The 17,028-nt window shown below is 70.6% G+C and carries 15 protein-coding genes and 1 pseudogene; 10 read left to right on the top strand and 6 right to left on the bottom strand.

Annotated features, from left to right (window positions below; genetic code table 11):
• Window positions 1-2: 2 nt before the first annotated feature.
• Window positions 3-1,349 carry an MFS transporter gene (locus AB0H62_RS30750; protein WP_360589856.1) on the bottom strand — a complete coding sequence of 449 codons (1,347 nt, stop codon included), beginning with the start codon at window positions 1,347-1,349 and terminating at the stop codon, window positions 3-5.
• A gap of 227 nt (window positions 1,350-1,576) precedes the next feature.
• Between AB0H62_RS30750 and AB0H62_RS30745 the strand changes: the two genes are divergently transcribed.
• Both AB0H62_RS30745 and AB0H62_RS30740 read left to right on the top strand, forming a co-directional pair.
• A complete protein-coding gene (locus tag AB0H62_RS30745) occupies window positions 1,577-4,345 on the top strand; it encodes a BTAD domain-containing putative transcriptional regulator (protein ID WP_360589854.1) in 2,769 nt (922 codons plus the stop codon).
• A gap of 129 nt (window positions 4,346-4,474) precedes the next feature.
• Window positions 4,475-5,644 (top strand): serine hydrolase domain-containing protein, encoded by a 1,170-nt coding sequence (locus AB0H62_RS30740; protein WP_360589852.1) that lies wholly within the window; start codon window positions 4,475-4,477, stop codon window positions 5,642-5,644.
• Here AB0H62_RS30740 and gcvH read toward each other — a convergent pair.
• Window positions 5,620-6,000 (bottom strand): glycine cleavage system protein GcvH, encoded by a 381-nt coding sequence (gene gcvH / locus AB0H62_RS30735; RefSeq protein ID WP_255638350.1) that lies wholly within the window; start codon window positions 5,998-6,000, stop codon window positions 5,620-5,622. The genes AB0H62_RS30740 and gcvH overlap by 25 nt on opposite strands.
• Before the next feature lie 377 nt (window positions 6,001-6,377).
• Here gcvH and AB0H62_RS30730 point away from each other — a divergent pair, with 377 nt between their 5' ends.
• From AB0H62_RS30730 to AB0H62_RS30710, 5 genes and pseudogenes are all read left to right on the top strand, one after another.
• Entirely contained in the window at window positions 6,378-6,971 is a 594-nt protein-coding gene (locus tag AB0H62_RS30730) for a LuxR C-terminal-related transcriptional regulator (protein WP_360589850.1), read from the top strand.
• A 39-nt stretch (window positions 6,972-7,010) separates the two neighbouring features.
• Window positions 7,011-8,423 (top strand): M20/M25/M40 family metallo-hydrolase, encoded by a 1,413-nt coding sequence (locus AB0H62_RS30725; protein WP_360589848.1) that lies wholly within the window; start codon window positions 7,011-7,013, stop codon window positions 8,421-8,423.
• Window positions 8,424-8,551: 128 nt separating this feature from the next.
• Window positions 8,552-9,205, top strand: a complete 654-nt coding sequence (locus AB0H62_RS30720) for a response regulator transcription factor (protein ID WP_360589846.1) — start codon at window positions 8,552-8,554, stop codon at window positions 9,203-9,205.
• Window positions 9,206-9,243: 38 nt separating this feature from the next.
• Window positions 9,244-9,849, top strand: coding sequence for a TetR/AcrR family transcriptional regulator (locus tag AB0H62_RS30715; protein ID WP_360589844.1), 606 nt, complete (start codon window positions 9,244-9,246; stop codon window positions 9,847-9,849).
• A 60-nt stretch (window positions 9,850-9,909) separates the two neighbouring features.
• A pseudogene (locus AB0H62_RS30710) lies at window positions 9,910-11,087 on the top strand (Glu/Leu/Phe/Val dehydrogenase dimerization domain-containing protein).
• A gap of 6 nt (window positions 11,088-11,093) precedes the next feature.
• Here AB0H62_RS30710 and AB0H62_RS30705 read toward each other — a convergent pair.
• The 3 genes from AB0H62_RS30705 to AB0H62_RS30695 are packed head-to-tail and all read right to left on the bottom strand — an operon-like array spanning window position 11,094 to window position 12,698.
• On the bottom strand, window positions 11,094-12,266 hold the full coding sequence (locus tag AB0H62_RS30705; RefSeq protein WP_360589908.1) for a PQQ-binding-like beta-propeller repeat protein: 1,173 nt from the start codon (window positions 12,264-12,266) through the stop codon (window positions 11,094-11,096).
• Between the two features lie 49 nt (window positions 12,267-12,315).
• A complete protein-coding gene (locus AB0H62_RS30700; RefSeq protein WP_360589842.1) occupies window positions 12,316-12,537 on the bottom strand; it encodes a hypothetical protein in 222 nt (73 codons plus the stop codon).
• Window positions 12,534-12,698 (bottom strand): hypothetical protein, encoded by a 165-nt coding sequence (locus tag AB0H62_RS30695; RefSeq protein ID WP_360589840.1) that lies wholly within the window; start codon window positions 12,696-12,698, stop codon window positions 12,534-12,536. Before AB0H62_RS30695 ends, AB0H62_RS30700 begins: the two co-directional genes overlap by 4 nt.
• A gap of 180 nt (window positions 12,699-12,878) precedes the next feature.
• On the opposite strand from AB0H62_RS30695, the gene AB0H62_RS30690 reads away from it, so the two are divergent.
• From AB0H62_RS30690 to AB0H62_RS30680, 3 genes are all read left to right on the top strand, one after another.
• Window positions 12,879-13,352: a peroxiredoxin family protein gene (locus AB0H62_RS30690; RefSeq protein ID WP_360589838.1), complete on the top strand. Its 474-nt coding sequence runs from the start codon at window positions 12,879-12,881 to the stop codon at window positions 13,350-13,352.
• 89 nt (window positions 13,353-13,441) lie between these two features.
• Window positions 13,442-13,738: a hypothetical protein gene (locus AB0H62_RS30685; RefSeq protein ID WP_255638351.1), complete on the top strand. Its 297-nt coding sequence runs from the start codon at window positions 13,442-13,444 to the stop codon at window positions 13,736-13,738.
• A gap of 94 nt (window positions 13,739-13,832) precedes the next feature.
• Window positions 13,833-15,821 carry a S53 family peptidase gene (locus AB0H62_RS30680; protein WP_360589836.1) on the top strand — a complete coding sequence of 663 codons (1,989 nt, stop codon included), beginning with the start codon at window positions 13,833-13,835 and terminating at the stop codon, window positions 15,819-15,821.
• A 40-nt stretch (window positions 15,822-15,861) separates the two neighbouring features.
• Here the strand turns inward: AB0H62_RS30680 and AB0H62_RS30675 are convergent, their stop codons facing one another.
• On the bottom strand, window positions 15,862-16,983 hold the full coding sequence (locus tag AB0H62_RS30675) for a beta-propeller fold lactonase family protein (RefSeq protein ID WP_360589834.1): 1,122 nt from the start codon (window positions 16,981-16,983) through the stop codon (window positions 15,862-15,864).
• Window positions 16,984-17,028 lie beyond the last annotated feature (45 nt).

The raw sequence follows: 17,028 nt of genomic DNA, 5'->3' as shown, positions 1-17,028 counted from the left end.
GTTCAGCGGGCGGGCCGCGTCGCGAACCCGGCCGAGACCAGAGCGAGCACGACCACCGCGGCGAGGACGCTCAACGCGATCGGCAGCCGCGCCGTGAACGCCGCCGTGTTCAGGATCGCGCCCAGCACCGACACCGACATCAGCGCGCCCGACTGCCGGCTCGTGTTCTGCACACCGGACGCGACACCCGACTGGTGCACCGGCACGCTCGGCACCAGCAGCGACGTGAGCGCGGAGAACGCGATCGTGCTCGACACCCCGACCAGCAGCAGGCCGGCCGCGACCGGCACGTACGCCGTTGCCCCGGTGAAGATCAGCAGCACGGCGACGCCGGACGCGCAGCAGGCGAAGCCGGTCAGCAGCGCCACGGGGTTGCCGAACCGCCGGGACAGCGGCCGGTAAAGCACGAGCGAGCCGATCGTCGACCCGACCGTGAGCGGCAGGAGCGCGATCCCGGCCTCGCCCGCCGACCACCCGCGGACCTGCTGGAAGTACAGCGACATCACGAAAAGCGTGCCGTAAAAGAGGAACCCCATGAACGCCGCGCTCGCCACCGCGACCGAGCGCACCCGGACCGAGAAGAACCCTCTCGGCAGCATCGGCTGCGCGACCCGGCGTTCGACCAGCCAGAACGCGGCGGCGGACAGGAGGCCGCCGGCCAGCAGGCCGAGGCTGAGCGGGGAGCTCCAGCCGGTGCTGCCGCTCACGATCACGCCCGCGGTGATCAGTCCGAGCGCGGCCACCGCCGTGAGCTGCCCGGCGTGGTCGACCTTGCGCTCGTGCCGCGGCGCCTCCGTGATCCCGGCCCGCGCCAGCAGGATCGCGGCGACGCCGATGGGCAGGTTGATCAGGAAGATGCTGCGCCAGCCGAACGCGTCGATCAGCAGCCCGCCGACCATCGGTCCCACCGCGGTGGAGATCGCGCCGGTGGACACCCAGATGGCCGTGGCGCGGGCGCGTTCGCCGTCGTCGGAGAACAGCGTGCGGATCAGCGCGAGCGTCGCCGGCAGCAGCGCCGCCGCACCCACGCCCTGGACCACGCGGGCCGCGATGAGGACGTGCACCGACGGCGCGAGCGAGCAGGCCAGCGAAGCGGCGGTGAAGATCGTGGTGCCCCAGAGGAAACACCGGCGCAGGCCCCAGCGGTCACCCAGGGCTCCCGCCGTGAGCAGCAGCGCGGCGAGGCAGAGCGTGTACGCGTTGATCACCCACTGGACCGAGGCCAGGGACGTCTTGAGGTCGTCGCGCAGCGCGGGCACCGCGATGTTGAGCACGCTGCCGTCGAGGATGATCGCGAAGTACCCCAGGCAGATGCCGGTGAAGCCCACAGTCCGGGCTCTTGCGGCCATGTCGGGGCTCCTTTCGCGAGTCGTCCTGGCGAATGTAGCCGCCACGACCGAACACGTGCGGCACGACGCGGCCCATTCCTTAATCGAATGATAAGAATTCCGGATCCGAATTCGTCGACGGCGCGGAACTAGTATGCGGGCTGCGGTTACCTGTCGGGCGAGACATTCGGCGGCCGTGCTTAAGATGTGGCGAATGTTCGCGCGGAGCGGGTCAGAGGTGGTCTCAGATGTCTCTCGGCTTCCGGCTCCTTGGCAACGTCGAGGTGGTTCGGGGCGAGGAGCCTCAGCCGATCGGTCCGGCGGGGCCGCGCGGCATCCTGGTGTCGCTGTTGCTCGAGGCCGGTCAGCCGGTCTCGCTCGACGACCTCGTGGTCCGCGTGTGGGGCGACGAAGCACCGGGCAGCGCGCGGGGCATGGTGCACAGCTACTTCACCCGGCTGCGCACGGCGCTGGCGGGTGAACACCAGATCGTGCGCCGGGGCCACGGTTATGTGCTCGACGTCGAGCCCGACCACGTCGACGTGCACCGGTTCCGGCGGCTGGTCTGTCGCGCCCGCCACACGGAGGACGCCGAGGAGAAGGTCGGGTTCTACGACGAAGCGCTGGACCTGTGGCGGGGCGAACCGTTCGCGGGGCTGGACAGCCCGTGGCTGCGGGAGTTCCGCACGGCGTTGCTGGCCGAACGCGAGGAAGTTCTGCTCGCCAGAACGGACCTGCAGCTCGAACTCGGCCGCCACGCGCAGGTGCTGTCGACGCTCACCAGCCGGGCCGAGCACCACCCGTACGACGAACGGCTCGCCGGCCAGCTCATGGTCGCGTTGCACCGCACCGGCCGCCAGGCCGACGCGCTGCGGCACTTCCAGAAGGTGAAGACGCTGCTGGCCGAGGAGCTCGGGGTCGATCCCGGACCCGCGCTGAGGTCCGCGTACCAGGCGATCCTGCGTGACGAGGCCACTGTGGACGATCGACCCGCGCGTCCCGGCTCCGCCGACGACGATCCCGGCCTGCCACCGCCGGTTCCGCGGCAGCTGCCCGCGCCGCCCCGCGCGTTCACCGGGCGCGACCGGGAGCTCGAAGCGCTGGCGGACGCTCCGGTGTCGGTGATCGTCGGCCCCGGCGGGGTCGGCAAGACCTGTCTCGCGCTGCGCTGGGCGCACGACCACGCCGGCCGGTACCCCGACGGGCAGCTGTTCGTGGACCTGCGTGGGTTCGCGCCGTCCGGAGACCGGGTGCCGCCGGAGACCGCCGTGCGCGCGTTCCTCTCCGCGCTCGGGGTGAAGCCGGCGGCCGTCCCGCAGGACCTCGCCGCGATGACCGGTCTCTACCGCAGCCTGGTGGCGGACAAACGCCTACTGGTGGTCATCGACAACGCGCTCGACGCCGACCAGGTCACGCCGCTGCTGCCGGGCACCCCGCAGTGTCCGGTGGTGGTCACGAGCCGCAACCGGCTGACCACTTTGGTCTCGAGCCACCACGCCGACCTCATCTCCCTCGACGTCCTCGACGGCGCCGCGGCCCGGCAGCTGCTCGTCTCGCGGCTGGGGCCGTCGCGAACAGCGGCGGAACCCGCCGCCGTCACCCGGCTCGCCGACGCGTGCGGGGGCCTGCCGCTCGCGCTGAGCATCGTCGTCGGCCGGGCGCAGGAGCACCCCGAGTTCGCGCTCACCGCGCTGGCCGACGAGCTCGTCGACTCCGGCTCCACCCTCAACGCGCTGGAGATCGGCACCGACCTCAGCATCCGGGCCGTGCTGCGGACGTCACTGGCGGCGCTCGCGGGCGAGCCCGCGGAACTGTTCACGCTCCTCGGTCTCGTCCCCGGCCCGGACATCTCGCTCGACGCCGCAGCCTCACTCGCGGGCAAGACCTATGCGGCGACACGGACCGCGCTGCGAGTTCTCGAACGCGCTTCGTTGGTTCAGCAACACGAGCCGGGCCGCTTCCGCCTCCACGACCTGGTTCGTGCGTACGCGCGAGAACTCGCACAGCTTTCGCGTGACAACGAACAAATCACGTCAGCACTCCACCGTCTCACGTGCTTTTACCTCCACACCTTGGTTCACGCGGTCACCCTCGCCGACGCCGGACGTCCGCCCATCACCCCCGTACCGCTGCCCGCGGGGTGCACCCCCGTGCCGCTGCGCGACAGCACCGAAGCCAAGCGGTGGGTGAACACGGAGGCCGAGAACATCGGCGCCGTCCGGTCGGTGGCGAAAGAGCGCGAGTGGCACAAGATCGTGTGGCAGCTGGCATGGGGCAGCAGTTCGCTCTACGCCACCCAGGGCGACGCGCACCACGCCATCGGCGTCTGGCGCGACGGGCTGGCCGCCGCCCAGCTCCTCGGGGAACGCAGCTCCGAATGCCTGGCCCACCGCGTGATCGCGCAGGCCCTGACCCGCACCGGCCGGCACGAGGAAGCCGTCCAGCACGTCGAGGTGGCGCTCACCATCGCCGAGGAACTCGGGGACGTGTCGCAGCGCGTGCTCAGCCTCAACGCGTGGTCCGAGATCTCCGTGCGGGCGCAGCGGACCGCCGAGGCCGTCGAGCTGAGCACGGACGCGTGGCGGCTGGCCACCGGGCTGCCGCCGGCGATCCGGGCGTGGGTCGGCAACCACCTGGCCTGGGCGTTGCAGCTGGAGCGCCAGTACGAGAGTGCCCTGGAAATCTCGGAAAAGGCCCTCGCGCTGGCCGACGAGGCCCACATGAACAATATCCGTCCGGCCCTTTTGGACACTCTCGGCACCATCCACCTCGGCCTCGGGAACCTGGACGGGGCCATCGCCTACCTCGAGGAGGCGCTGGCGCTGTTCGGGGACGAGATGTTCTCCATCCCGGACACCCTGCTCACGCTCGGCGCGGCCTACGAGAAGCTGGGCCGCCACGACCTCGCGGTGAAGAGCCTGCGCCAAGCGGTGGAGCTCTACCACCAGCAACACCGCGAGCACGACGGGCAGCAGGCCCGGCGCGCACTCGACGAACTCCTGCGGAAGATCCCGTGATCGCGCGGGCGATGTTTCCCGCCTTTCCGGCCAACTTCGCGGTTTCCCGCCGCACGGCCGGAGAGAATCGGCTTCGCCGGGCCGCCACCAATGCGTCCGGCGATCTCGCCTCGACCTAAGGAAAGCCCGATGCCGCTCTCATCCCCCGCACCCGTCCACGGTGAGACCGCCGAAGGTTTCGAGCCGGTGGCCCAGGTTTTCCAGCAGAACTTCGCCGAGCGGGGCGAGCTGGGCGCGGCCGTCACCGTCGTGGTGCGCGGCCGGACCGTGGTCGACCTGTGGGGTGGCTGGGCGGACGAGGAGCGCCGGGCTCCGTGGCGGCGCCCGACGCTGACCAACCTGTGGTCGAGCACCAAGGGCCTGGTCGCACTGTGTGCCTTGCAGCTCGTGGAAAGCGGCGACCTCGACCTCGACGCGCCGGTCGCCCGCTACTGGCCCGAGTTCGCCGCCGCGGGCAAGGCCGGCATCCCCGTCCGGTGGCTGCTTTCGCACCGCTCCGGGGTCACCGGGGTCGCGCCCGAGCACCCGCTGCAGATCGACGACCTGCTCGACTGGACGAAGATGACCCTGCTCCTGTCCGCTCAGGAACCGTTGTTCGAGCCCGGTTCGGCCAGCGGATATCACGCGCTGTCCTACGGTTTCCTCGTCGGCGAGCTGATCCGCCGGATCACCGGGCAGACCGTCGGCGAGTTCTTCCGCGCCAACGTGGCGTTACCACTCAATGTGGACGTCCACATCGGAGTGATCCGCGACGACCTCGCCCGCTGCTCCACGATGGTCGAACCGGGCGCCGGTCCGGAAAGGACGGTCGCACCGGACCGCGCGGCGCTGGCGGCGCTCGCCAACCCGCTTCCCCTTGGCCGCACGGCGAACCTCACCCGCTGGCGCGTCGCCGAGGTGCCGGCGGCGAACGGGCATGGCACGGCCCACGGCCTCGCCACGATCTACGGCGCCCTCGCCGACGGTTCGGAACGGCTCCTGCGGTACGAGACCATCGAGCTCGGCCGCACCGGCCAGGGCCGCTGCCGCGACCTGGTCATGGGGCTGGACAACGAGTTCGGCCTCGGCTTCACGCTCGGCAGCGACCAGCGCAGCTTCGGCCCCAACCCCCGCGCCTTCGGCCACGACGGGTTCGGCGGCTCGACGGGGTTCGCCGACCCGGAGAGCGGCGTCGGCTTCGGGTACGTGATGAACCGGATGGGCCCCCACCCGCGCGATGACCCTCGCAAGATGGCGCTGGTCGAAGCGACCTACGCCTGCCTCGCCCGGCCGGCTCAGCCCTCGGTGAAGGTCCGGTAGTCCTGCGCGCCCAGCAGCTTCGACTCCCCGGCCCGCACATCGACGGTGACGAGCCAGCCGTCACCGTACGGGTCGTCGTTGACGACTTCCGGGCTGTCGGCGAGCAGGCCGTTGACCGCGGTGACCACACCGGACACCGGCGCGTAGACCTCGGCCACGCTCTTCGTCGACTCGACCTCGCCGAACGGCTCGCCCGCCACGACCTCGGCGCCGACCGACGGCAGGGACACGGAGATGATGTCGCCCAGCTCCTCCTGCGCGAAGTCGCTGACGCCGATGCGCGCGGATTCGTCCGGCAGCCGCCGCACCCACTGGTGGGTGACGGTGTACTCGACCTCGGGGTCCACTTCGGCCATTTCGGTGCCACACCTTTCGCCGGCGGACGAGTTGCGGTTCACTGCTGTCCGCCGGACGAGCGTAGATCGTCCCCGGCCGCCGCGACGGTGTCGTCTCATGAGTCTTTTCCAGGCTCGGCCACCGAAGAACGAATGACACCGACCGTGCGCGGGTGATCGCCGTGCGCGATAAAGCTTTCGTCAATGCCGCGCCCACGCGCCCGAGGCATGCTGGAGGAGCACCAGGAGCACGCCCGCGTCCCCGCACCGGCTCCGGCTGACGAGACAGGCAAGGAAAGAGCACCATGGAACACGTTGCGGTCCGGCCCCGGCCCCCCGTCCCGGGATCCCACCCCGTCGCGCTCCGGCCGCGGGTCGCCCAGCAGGTTTCGGTCCGGGTGGAAGCCACGGACACCCTCAGTGCCACGGGCCTGCGGCTGGTCCTCGAAAGCCACGCCGGCCTCGTGCGGACACGCCCGGGGGCGCGTCCCGACGTCCTCGTCTTCTCGACACCGCACGTGAACGCCGCGGCCGTGGCGCAGCTGCGGGCCCTGCAGCCCTCGGGTGTCGCGGTCGTACTGCTCACCGCCGGCGTCGAGGAAGCCGCGCTGCTCACGTTGATCGAGCACGGGGTCGTGGCCATCGTGGACAGCAAATCCGCCGACGGCGCCGAGCTCGCGGCCGCGGTGTCGGCCGCCGCGCACCAGCACAGCGTGATGCCGCAGGACCTGCTGGGGACGCTCATCGGCCTGGTGCGGCGGATGCAGCGCGAAACGCTCGGGCCCCTGGGCGTGAACAGCGCCGGCCTCACCGAGCGTGAGGTCGAGGTGCTGCGGCTCCTGGCCGACGGAGCGGAAACCGCCGAGATCGCCCGGAAGCTGACGTATTCGGAGAGCACGATCAAGCACGTCCTGCACAGTCTCACCACCCGCTACAAGCTCCGCAACCGCGTCCATGCCGTCGCGTTCGCCCTGCGCGCCGGCGTCTTGTGATTCGATGATCGGGTAGTCACCGAGGAGTGAGGCGGACTGGTGGAAATCGAACAGGTGCGACACCACGTCGAGGTTGCTTGGGAGGACCGGGTGCTGCCGAGCCTCGCGGAGTTCGTGGCGATCCCCGCGGTCTCCCCCGCGTACGACGCGCAGTGGCGCGAACGCGGGCACCTGCGCCGCGCGGTCGAGCACGTCCGCGGCTGGCTCGAGGCGAACGCGCCGGCGGGCAGCACCGTCGACGTCGTGGAGCTCGACGGCGTGCCACCACTGTTGTTCGCGGAAATCCCCGCCACGCCGGGAGCGTCGGGCGAGGGCACGGCCCTGCTCTACGGGCACCTCGACAAGCAGCCACCGTTCGACGGCTGGTCCGAAGGACTCGGCCCGTGGCAACCGGTGCTGCGCGGAGACCGGCTCTACGGGCGCGGCGCGGTGGACGACGGTTACGCGGCCTACGCGGCCCTCACCGCCGTCACCGCGGTCCGGGCCGGCGGCGGCGAGCACTGCCGCGTGGTTCTCGCGCTGGAGGCGGGCGAGGAGTCGGGCAGCCCCGGCCTGCCGGACTACCTCGACCACCTGGCGGACCGGCTCGGCCGCGTCAGCCTCGTGACCTGTTTGGACTCCGGCGGCGGTGACTTCGAACGGCTGTGGGTCACGCGGAGCCTGCGCGGGATCCTCCAGGCCACGCTCACCGTCGCTGTGCTTCAAGAAGCCGTGCACTCGGGGATCGCCAGCGGTGTCGTCCCGAGCTCGTTCCGCATCCTGCGGCTGTTGCTCGACCGGCTCGAAGATCCCGCCACCGGCCGGATCCTGCTGCCGGAACTGAACGCGCCGATCCCGCCCGAACGCGTGGCGGACGCGCAGCGGCTGGCCGAGCTGCGTCCACTGTCGACGCTGCACCCGCTTTCCCTGGTCCCCGGCGGCCGGCCGGCCGCCGGGGACGAGGCCGAGCGCATCCTCAACAACACCTGGCGCCCGACGTTGTCGGTCACCGGCGCGGCCGGCCTGCCGGACGTGGCGGAAGCCGGTGCGGTCCTGCGGGCCTCGACGTCGCTGCGGCTCAGCTTCCGCCTGCCGCCCACCGTCAACGCGGCCGACGCGGCGGCCGCGCTCGAACGGGTGGCCACCACCGACGTGCCGTTCGGCGCTTCCGCGACCCTCACCGACGTGATGGCCCAGGACGGCTGGTGCGCCCCCGAGCCGCCGGCGTGGTTGTCCGCCGCGCTCGAATCCGGTGTTTTCGAAGCCCCGCACCAGTTCATGGGCCTGGGCGGTGGGATCCCGTTCATGCAGATGCTCGGACAGGCCTACCCGGACGCGGCTTTCCTCGTCACGGGCGCGGTCGGCGCCGAGTCGAACATGCACGTGCCTGACGAGTGGCTCAACATCCCCTTCGCGCGCCAGGTCACCGAAGCCGTCGCCCACGTGCTCGCGGCGCACGCCCTCCAGCGCTGAGGAACCCATTCGCCTCATCTTGGTTCGACCACCGGATTTCTCATGTGACCGAACTCTTGCGAAACCGGTTTCCGGCGAAATCGCTCAGTATCTTCGGTGGGAGAACGGCACCGGAGGAGGGATTCGTCGTGACGTCCTGTTCACCCGTCGCGGCCAGGCCGCGCCGGTCGCTCACCGAAGTCACGGTCACGGTCTTCGGCCCCGACCCACTGACGACCGAAGCGATCCGCAAGCTCCTGGGCGTCGAAGCTCCGCGCACGTCGGGCGACGAGCTGCCCCCCGACGTCACCGTCGTCGCCGACGACCGCTTCTCCACGGCCACGATGCGCCGCGTCCATGCCGCGGCCGTCCTCGCCGCTCCCATCGTCCTGCTCACCGCCGACGTGCGCGAGCACTCCCTGCTCTCCCTCGTCAGCCACGGCGTCGTCGCCGTCCTCGACCGCACCACGACCACCAGCGTCGACCTCGCCGACGCGGTCCTCTCGAGCGCCAACGGCTCCGCCGTCCTGTCGCCCCACCTGCTCGGCAACCTCGTCGCCCAAATCCGCGGCCTGCAACGCAACGTCCTGGAACCCCTGGGCTACACCGGCCCCGGACTGTCCACCCGCGAAGTCGAGATCCTCCGCATGCTCGCCGAAGGCGTCGAGACGCGCGAGATCGCCAAAACTCTCGTCTACTCGGAGAGCACAGTGAAGAAGGACCTGGCCTCGATCATCGGCCGGTTCAACCTCCGCAACCGCACCCAGGCGGTGGCCTTCGCGCTGCGCGCGGGTGTCCTGTAAGTCACTACTGACTCGCAACTCAGGATAAACTCGCCCCCGTGAGCCGCAGCCGGAAAGACACCACTGTGCGCCGGGACGAGATCCTGCGCGCCACCGTCCGCCACATCGAGCAGGCCGGGATCCACGCCGTGCGAATGGCCGACGTCGCGGCCGACCTGTCGGTGAGCACATCGCTCGTGCTCTACCACTTCAAGAACAAGGAAGCGCTGATCGCGGAGGCCTTCACCTGGGCTGCGCAACGCGATCTCGAAAAGCTGGCGCAACTGACCGAAGACGTGGCCACCGCGTCTGAACGCCTGCGCACCGCTCTGGAGTGGTACGCGCCGACCGGGCAGGCGAAGGGCTGGCGCCTGTGGATCGAGGGCTGGTCGGCGGCACTGCGAGAACCCGAGCTCCGGCAGGTCGGCCGCGAGCTGGACCTGCGCTGGAAGGAAGCGCTGGTCACGATCATCCAGGACGGCGCGCACGCCGGCGAGTTCACCGCGCCCGACCCGCGTGGCGCGGCGTGGCGGATCACCGCGTTCCTCGACGGCCTCGCCGTGCAAGCCTTGGTGCACGGCGGGGTGCAGAACCGGGAACGGATGCAGGAGTGGGCCCGCCGGCACGTCGCGCACGAGCTGGGTCTCGCCGACGACCCCCGTTGACAATCGTTCGCCCGCTACTGCATGGTGATTCAGTAGCGGGCGAAGACGAACGGGGCACGCATGACAGCGCGGGAGCCACACCTCTCGATCACCTGGATCGACGCCGAGACAGGCCGGCGCGGGTTCGTGGTCGTCGACCGCCTGGTCCGCGGTGTCGCGAGCGGCGGGTTGCGCATGCGCGAAGGTTGCACGCTCGACGAGGTACGTGGCCTCGCGGCGGGCATGACCCGCAAAGAAGCCCTGCACTACGAACCCGGCGCCCGCTACATCCCGCTCGGCGGCGCCAAGGGCGGCCTCGACTGCAGCCCGCACGATCCCGAAGCCCGCGGCGTGCTCACGCGGTTCCTGGCGGCGGTGCGCGCGATCGTCGAACGCCACTGGACCACCGGGGAGGACCTGGGCGTGCGGCAGGAGACGATCGACGAGGTCGTGGCGGAGCTCGGCATGGACAGTTCCGTGCAGGCCGTCTATCCCTTGCTGGACAACGCCGACGAGGCGCGCGCCCGGCTGGCGAAGGCGTTTTCGATCGCCGTCGACGGAGTCGCGTTGCCTGAGCTCGTCGGCGGGCTGGGCGTCGCGCAGGCCGCGCTCACGGCGATGGACCGGCTCGGTCTGCAGGCCGCGCCGCGTCGGGCCGTCGTACAGGGCTTCGGTTCGATGGGCGGCGCGACCGCGCGCTACCTGGCCCGGGCCGGCGTCCTCGTCGTGGGCATCGCGGACGCCGACGGCGTCGTGGCGAATCCCGAGGGTCTCGACGTCGAACGTCTCCTGCTCAGCCGCGACCCACTGGGCGGCCTGGACCGCACGCAGCTGCGCCCGGCCGACCGCGAGCTCCCGCCGGGCTCCTGGCTCGACGTCGAGTGCGACGTCCTTGTCCCGGCAGCGGTTTCCTACTGCCTCGACGAGACGAACCGGCACCGCGTCACCGCGCGCGTCGTCGTCGAGGGGCCAACATGCCGACCACGGCCGCGGCCGAGGCCGCACTCGCCTCCCGCGGCGTCACCGTGATTCCCGATTTCGCGGCCAACTCGGCCACCAACGCCTGGTGGTGGTGGACCCTGTTCGGCGACCTCGACGCGGACGCGCAGCAGGCCGACGCCAAGGTCCGCGAGGCGATGGACCGGATCGTCACCGACCTGCTCGCCCGGTCCGAGACCCAGGCAGTCTCCCCCAGGACGGCCGCGCAACAGGTCGTGGACCGCAAGCTGGCCGAGATCGAACTCCGGTATCCGGCCTGAGCCTGGTCAGTCGATGGCGGTGACCAGGCCGTTGCGGCTGCCGATCACCAGCGCGCCGTCTCCCGTGAGGGCCGGGTAGCTGTCCACTTTGCCACCGAGGTCGATGTCGAACAGGCGGGTGCCGTCGGGGTTGTACCCGTAGGCGTGGCCGTTCTCGCCGCCGAAGTAGAGGTGGTAGGTGCGGTCGACGATGGTCGAGCTCCAGATTTGGGCGCCGATGGGGCCGTAGTGGGTGGTCTCGCGTCCGGTGTGGACGTCGAAGACGTGGACCTGTCCACTGTGGTCGGCGACGTAGGCCAGGCCCGTGGCCGTGACCACGGGTGAGGAGTACGTGATCACCCGCGACGCCTGCCAGGCGAGTTTCCCGTCCGGGTGGTAGGCCCATTCGGCGCGGCCGTTGGTGCCCAGCAGCACGGTGCCGTCCGGGGCGAGGCCCGCGGAGACCTCGGTGATGTCGTCGTGGGGGTCCACGCGCCACGCGACGCGGGCGGAGGCGCCCAGGTCGTCGAGGGCGATCAACGACGAGTCGGCGGTGGTGTAGACGCGGCCGTGGCCGTCGGTGACCACCGATCCGTAGGAAGTCGTTCCGGTGTCGACGGTCCAGACGATGTGGCCGGCCGAGGTGTCCACTGCGGACACCGTGCCGGCGCCGGTCCCGACGTAGACCCGGCTCCCGTCGAAGGAAACCGGGGACGTCACCCGGGACGAAAACTCCCTCGTCCACAGTAGACGCCCGATTGGGGACAACGCGATCAGGTCCTCACCGCTGGGCAAGAGGATCGTGCCGTCGCGGAGGACGAGGGGTGAGATCGACAGATCGCCGCCCACGGGGTTCTTCGTGTCGTAGGTCCACTTGTCGTGCCCGTCGACCGGGTCGAGGGCGTGGAGAACGCCACCGTTCGAGGCGAGGTAGACCGTGCCGTCCGCGCCGACCACCGGGCCCGGGGTCGTGGCGCCCTCGAGACGGCGTTGCCAGCGGATGGTGCCGTGCGTCGGTCCCGACTCCGTCGAGGCGCCCGAATGCCGGGCATCGTGCAACGCCGAGGGCCACGGCGTCCACGTCGCGACGCCGGCCGAGTCCTGCGGAAATACGAACGGCGGCGCGACCGGAGCGGCCGGAGCAGCGCCGCAGGCGGCGAGGAGCAACGCACCGGCAGCAAGGGCACAACGTCGGAACATCACGTCCCGAAGCTACCCACTCCAGGGCCACCTCGGTCATTACGAACCCCTAACCGGCACCGGCCTCAATGGCCAGGAGCAAGCCCTCGAGGTCTTCCTCGCACGGCCCGCACGAACGCAAGTGCACGGCGATGCGCGGGTGGAACCGGCCCGCGTCCTCGCCCCGCTGGAGCAGCTCGGCGTATACGTGCAGCAGCTCCATCGCCTCCGCGCACCCGCCGTCACGCGGATCGGTGTCGAGGAAACGCTCCAACGCGCTCAGGTCGCTCACGCTCGCCCTCCCAGCTCGTCCAGGTAGCCCTCGGCGACGAGCCGCGCGCGCAGCTTGCGCCGGGCGTCGAACAGGGTTTTGTAGATCGCGTTGCGATTGGTGCCGAGCTCGGCCACGAGCGCGTCGAGCGGCACCGCGTTGAGCACCAGCGTCGCGGACACCTCGAACTTGTACGCCCACGTGGTGAACCGGCCCCGCGGAAAATCTCGGGCGAACCGGGTAAGAACCGGCGCCGCGCGACGCAAACCAGTGTGCGGCGTCTATCGGCAACGTCGGCGGGAGACGAAAGCCGCGCCGCGGCTGTTCTCGACGCCAGAAACCCCACCAGAAAGGGTCTCGTCATGCCCCTGCTCCACCCCGGAGACACCTTCCCCGACCTGTCACTGACCACTGTGGACGGCACCGTCCACCCGCTGCCCGCCGAGGTGGCCGGGCACTTCGCCGTGGTGCTGTTCTACCGCGGCAGCTGGTGCCCGTACTGCAACGCCCAGCTGCGGGCGTTCCAGCGCGCCGCCGACACGTTGGCGGAGCTCGATGTCAAGGTCGTCGCGCTGTCCGTCGACGACGAAGCGACCACAAAGGACCTGGTGGCCAAGCACAAGCTCACCTTCCCGGTCGGCCACAGTGCCGACGCCCGCGCGCTCCACGACGCAACCGGGGCGTTCGTGAACGAGGACCCGCGCTACGTCCAGTCCACGGGCTTCCTGCTCGACCCGGCGGGCAAGGTGCTGGTGAGCGTCTACTCCAGCGGCGCGATCGGGCGGCTCGTGCCCGAGGACGTGATCGGCATGATGCGCTACCTGCGCGAGCACTAGGCAGACGCGGCGTTAGGCGACGGTAAGGGATCTTCGCGGTGACGCGGGGCACACTACGAACAGTGGTCATCCAGCCAAGGAGCGTTGTCATGCAAAGGTCACCGGAAACCGCCCACACGCCGCACCTGAGCCGCAAGTCCTGGATCATCCCGGCCGCGGCGGCGGGGTTCGCCCTGTTCGTCGCGGCCGGCGCCCGGGTTGCCGCCATCTTCGCCGAGTCCATGATGAGCGGCGTGGCCCTCATCGGCTCGTGGCTGATCCTCACGCTGGGCCTGGCCTACGCGGGCACGCGGCTGCGGCCCGGGCTCGGGGCCGCGCTGTTCGTCGGGTTCGCCGTGGGTGTCCTCGCCGTCGCGTTCTTCGGCGGGATGCACATGCTCACCTGAGATCTTTCGAATTCCTTACCGCTGCGGTGAAAGTGCCGTCGTGGCCACGATCGAGTGGCCACGAGGACAGTGTGGTGCGGCTTAGGCTCGCCTCATGATCAGTCCGCTGAGTGCGGCGCTCACCCTGACCCTGCTGCTGGGTTCGGCGCCGAGCGCGTCCGCCACCACCACCCGTGATCCGGTTGCCTCGGACGTCGTGACCCCCGTGTCCGCAGGCAAGAACGTCGGCCCGGCCACCGCCGTGTCCGGCCGCGTCTACCTCGCCGGCCGCGATCCCGAAGGCCTGGCGGCCTATGCCGCGGGCGTGTCCGATCCGGACTCGAACAACTACGGCCACTACCTCTCGGCCACGCAAGCCCTGCAGCGCTTCGGCCCCACGACACAACAAGCCGACCGGGTCACCGGCTGGCTGACCTCGAACGACCTGCACGTCACCGCCCGGACGCAGAACTACGTCACGTTCGAAGGCCCGGCGTCGGCTGTGGACACCGCGTTCGCGGTCAAGCTGAAGAGCTACACCAGGCAGGGCAACACCTATCGCTCCGCCGGAGAGACGCCTTCGGTCCCCGCCCCGATGGCCTACGACATCCTGGCTGTCACCGGACTCGACAACACCCCGCGGCGGGCCGCCCCGTCGACACCCGGCAGCACCCTGCCGGCGAACCCGTCCGCCGTCGACAGTGCGCCGGCCCCGGTCATCACCGACACCGTGCTGCCCACCGACGCCAAACCCGAACCGGTCTTCCGCAACTCCGGCCCGTTGTCGGACTACTACGGCGAGAACGTCGCGACGACCCTCCCCGCGGTCGACGGCGCCAAGGTGCCGTACGCCGTGCGCGGTTACAACGGCCGGCAGCTGCGCAGCGCCTACGGCGCGACTCCGGGAATGACCGGCGCCGGCGTGAAAATCGCCGTCATCACCGCCTACGCCTCACCCACGCTGCTCCCGGACCTCTCCCAGTACACCGCCCGCAACGGCGACGCCGCCTACCGTCCCGACCAGGTCCGGCAGGTGACTCCGGCGGCCTACACCAACCTCGACATCTGCGACCCCGGCGGCCAGTTCGGCGAGCAGACGCTGGACACCGAGGCCGTGCACGCCATCGCCCCGGCCGCCGACCTCACCGTCGTCAGCTCCGCGTCCTGCCACAGCGAGGACTTCTACGACTCGATCGCGACGGTGGTCGACCACCACCTCGCGGACATCGTGTCGAACTCCTGGTACGCGGTCGATCCCGTCACCCCGGCCCAGCCGACCACTGTGGACAACCTGCTGCAGCTCGGCGCCGTGCAGGGCATCGGCTTCTACTCGGCGTCCGGTGACAACGGCGACCTCGGCGACTTCCGGCTCGACGGCACCCACACCGGCGAGGTCGACTTCCCCGCGCGCGACCCGTGGGTCACCGCGGTCGGCGGCACCACGCTCGCCATCGGCGCCGGCGACCACTACCTGTGGGAAACGGGCTGGGGTTCGCACAGCACGGCGCTGAGTGCCGACGGCTTGACGTGGGCCTCCCCGCCCGGTGACTTCATCAACGGCACCGGCGGTGGCGCCGTCCCCGGCACTCCGCAACCCGCTTACCAGCGCGGCATTGTCCCCGACGCACTGTCCCATCCGGACGGTTCGGCCACCCCGGTCCGGGTCTCGCCGGACATCGCCGCCGTCGGTGACCCCACGACCGGCTTCATCACGGGTGACACCCAACTTTTCCCCGACGGCACCGCGCAGTACAACGAACACCGCATCGGCGGGACCTCGCTGGCCGCACCGGTGATCGCGGGCATCCAGGCGCTGGCGCAACAGCTCACCGGCAAACCGCTCGGCTTCGCCAACCCGCTGATCTACCAGAAGTACCGCAGCCTGCTGTTCCGCGACCCGAACGGCAACCCGTTGGGCATCAACCGGAACCCGGCCGTGGTGCGCGTCGACTTCTCGAATTCCTTCGACGCGAGCCAAGGTCTCGTGACGACGCTGCGCACGGCCAACCTGGACACTTCACTGACCACGACTCCGGGCTACGACACCACCACCGGCGTCGGCACCCCGACCGCCGCGTACCTCGCGTCGTTCGCTCGCACGTGACCGGTGCCGGCCCCGGAAGCGGCATCCGGGGCCGGCCCGGTCAGCTCGTCGGCAGGGTGATGCTCGTCAGGTCGGGCTGACGGCCACCCGTGAGCACCGGCGGCCGCGGGCTGCCCACCGAACCGTCGGCGGCCAGCGGGTAGCTCGTGACGCTGCCGTCGCCGTCGGTGTTGAAGTTGGCGTTGTAGAGGCTGCGCCCGTCGTGGGACAAGGCAATGCCCTCGGCGCCGTTGCCGCCGGTCGCCAGTGCCGGGCCCGCCAGGCTGATGCCGGTGGCGGTCACCCTGAACGTGGTGATGTGGCCGGGGCCGGTACCGTTCGCGAAATTGGCGACGTAGGCGCGGTCGCCTCGGGCGGTGAGGACGATGCCGCGGGGCTCGTCGGCCGGATTGGGCACGGTGCTGACCGGCGTGGGCCGGGAATCCGCGCCCAGGTTGAGGAAGCTGATGCTGTCGGCCAGCGAGTTTGTGACCAGGACGTGCGAGCTGTCCGGCGTGATGGCGGCGAAGAACGCGCCCTTGCCCGTGGCGACGGTCGCCACCCACGTGAGGCGGCCGTCGCCGGCGACGGTGAACGTCGAGATGTCACCCGAAGCGCTGTTGGCCGTGACGAGTGTGCGGCCGTCGGGTGAGACCGCCAGCGCCGTCGTACCCCGTCCGTGAGCGGGGATCGTCTCGACGCCGTGCGGCAGTCCGTCGGCCGAAACGCGGTAGTGCGAAACGGTTCCGCCACCGCCGTTGCTGAAGTTGGCCGTATAGAGGTTCTTGCCGTCCGGGCTCAGCGCGATGCCGGACGGGGTCACGGGCTCCGGCGCCGGACCGTGCGCGGCGGGAAACACGGTCAGGCGCCCGCCGGCTTCGATCCGGAAAGGAGTGACGTCACGCGTGCCCCAGTTGCCGACGTAGAGCCATTTTCCGTCGGGCGAACGGATCGACGCCTGCGGGCGGGTGTCACCCTTCCCCACCGGCAGCGAAATCGCCGGTGCCTTCAGCGAACCGTCTTCGTTGAGCCCGAATTCGGCGATGGTGTCGGAAGCCCAGTTGGTGACGTACACCGCGCGGGACCCCGGGTCCGTGGGCGCGGCGGGCTCGTCCGACGAACAAGCTGCGAGCCCGACCGCGACCACGGCCGCGAGACCGCCGGCCACCACGCGTTTCACCATGAATGTTTCCTTCGTCTTGGCCGGGCTGATCGAAACCAGGCTAAT

The sequence above is a fragment of the Amycolatopsis sp. NPDC050768 genome (assembly GCF_040654155.1).
Classification (GTDB): Bacteria; Actinomycetota; Actinomycetes; order Mycobacteriales; family Pseudonocardiaceae; genus Amycolatopsis.
The sequence above is the reverse complement of the archived record's forward strand: the minus strand, read 5'-3'. Positions and strand labels throughout refer to the sequence as shown.